The sequence below is a fragment of the Natrarchaeobius oligotrophus genome (assembly GCF_003841465.1).
GTDB lineage: Archaea > Halobacteriota > Halobacteria > Halobacteriales > Natrialbaceae > Natrarchaeobius > Natrarchaeobius oligotrophus.
On the sequence record NZ_REFZ01000051.1, the window covers coordinates 1 to 1881 of the forward strand.

Consider the following 1881-nt stretch of genomic DNA (forward strand, 5'->3'; position numbering starts at 1 on the left):
GGTTTCAGACTGTCTCAATGCGGATCGACCGCTTTCACTCCTTCTGGCGGGGCAGTCCAGCCAGCGCACGCCGCTGGCTCAGACGCTTCAGACACCATTATAACCATGATCGGCCGAATCAAGCACTGAATGGACGAACACCAGCTGAGGAGGTGCTGAACTAGACAGTGCCGATTATTCGAACTGTTCTCTGACTGACCAACAATGTCCTTCACAAGAGCGTACCATCGAAGACACTGTTTCACGCTACCTCGAGTCGCTGGATTCCGGCGGCTCGCGAGCAACAATACGCTCACCACTGACCGGTTCGCCCGATATTTCGAACGCGAGGGAATCAACCGGGTAGACCGTCTCAATACCGCGACCAACGCACGCGAATCATCGTTTACGCGACTGAACGCGTCGACATGGTCCTCAAGGAAACGATCGGCGTCCCGCGGGAACGCGCGTTTCACGATCCGGCGATCGTCATTATCCTGGCGGTAACAGGCGTTCGCGAGGTTGAAATCTTCCGTGACCCGAACGACAGCGTTCGCGACGGTCACCGGTGGATCGGCGTTGACCTCGAGCACAAGCGCATACAAACGGATCTTCAAGCTACCGAGCGGTGACTGGTAGTATTCATGATAGATAATATCTCGTCGTAAGTTGCGCTTCGGGCGGCCGTCGGCGGTCTCAACGAGGATCAACCGACGAGTTGCTTCGGAACGTACGACGTTGCGTTGTCGACGCTGACGAGAGAGCGGACGCGGCGTGATAAAACGCCTCATCAACAAGGTGAATATCGATTTCGAGGATAATACCGAATAGCCTCAATTTCACAGTGTGCCCGGAGCTGGATGCAGAATTGTACGAACAGGGCCGATCAGAACTAGCTCAACTGTTCTGTTGAATAGCAATCTAATCAAAGGCTTGGAGATACTGTGTGAGCTTGTCTTTTGAGATGCCTCGATGAGGCGAGAGCCACGGTCACAGCAGCGATCCGTGGCTCTCACAGGTGTTAACGTGAGCGTCTTCATCGGCATAATCGCCGTTGCCGTGGACGACGTACGCGCGGTCGAATGCGTCATACTCGACTAGTGGATCATAGGCACGAACTCCATCCGTGTAGACGGGCGGTGGTCCTTCTCGCAAACTGCGAGAAGGAGCCGAACCGTCGATTCGTCGGCTGATTTCGCGGAGATCACGTACCGGTTTCCGGTGCCACGATCAACGATCGTGAACACCGGCGGTTTGTCCTGGTCATACGATAAGTGATGCATATCTATTCAGCACTTCTCACCTTGACCGCCTCGACGATCAGTTCGGCGACGTCGACGATCTCGATCTCGTCTTCGAAGTCGCCGGTCTTGCGACCGTCCTCGTACATCGTCATGCACATCGGACAGGCGACGACGAACTTCTCTACTGCCGCGCCGGCGGCGGTGTCCTCGAGCGCCTCGCGCAGGCGCTCCTCGCTGGGTTTGGGGTCCTCCTCGAAGTCCATCCAGAGGCCGCCGCCACCGCCGCCGCAACAGAACGAGTTAGCGCGGTTGCGCGGCATCTCGTGGAGATCACAGCCGGTCGCCTCGATCAGGTCGCGCGGGGCCTCGTACTCGTCGTTGTACCGCCCGAGGTGACACGGGTCGTGGTAGGTGACGGTGTAGTCGAGTTCGTCGCCGTTCAGGTCGAGTTTCCCGTCCCGAACTACCTCTTCGACGGCCTGAGTCCAGTGAAGCACGTCGATCTCGCCGTCTGCGTTCCACCGCTCGTCGTACTCGAAGGGCATCATCGGGTCGTCGGCGAACTCCGCGAAGTCGACCTCGGGGTACTCGTTTTCGAACGTGTTGTAGGAGTGGGGATCGGTGCAGACGATCGCGTCGAACTCGCAGTCCTCCCAGG

The 1881-nt window shown here is 57.7% G+C and carries 3 protein-coding genes and 1 pseudogene; 2 read left to right on the plus strand and 2 right to left on the minus strand.

The features are described from left to right. A partial coding sequence (locus EA472_RS21745) for an integrase core domain-containing protein (protein WP_165874939.1) occupies nucleotides 1-164 on the plus strand: 164 nt, incomplete at its 5' end. 243 nt (nucleotides 165-407) lie between these two features. Further along, on the plus strand, nucleotides 408-611 hold the full coding sequence (locus EA472_RS21750; protein ID WP_124193539.1) for a hypothetical protein: 204 nt from the start codon (nucleotides 408-410) through the stop codon (nucleotides 609-611). Between the two features lie 289 nt (nucleotides 612-900). On the opposite strand, the pseudogene EA472_RS21755 reads toward EA472_RS21750, so the two are convergent. Together EA472_RS21755 and EA472_RS21760 are read right to left on the minus strand one after the other, a co-directional pair. Next, nucleotides 901-1250 (minus strand): annotated as a pseudogene (locus EA472_RS21755) (transposase); the annotation flags it as partial. 14 nt (nucleotides 1251-1264) lie between these two features. Next, nucleotides 1265-1881 (minus strand): (Fe-S)-binding protein (locus EA472_RS21760; RefSeq protein ID WP_133306993.1); only part of this gene is annotated, 617 nt, incomplete at its 5' end.

Coding starts and splice junctions, on each gene's coding strand:
- EA472_RS21750 (WP_124193539.1), top strand. CDS start 408: ATGGTCCTCAAGGAAACGATCGGCGTCCCGCGGGAACGCGCGTTTCAC.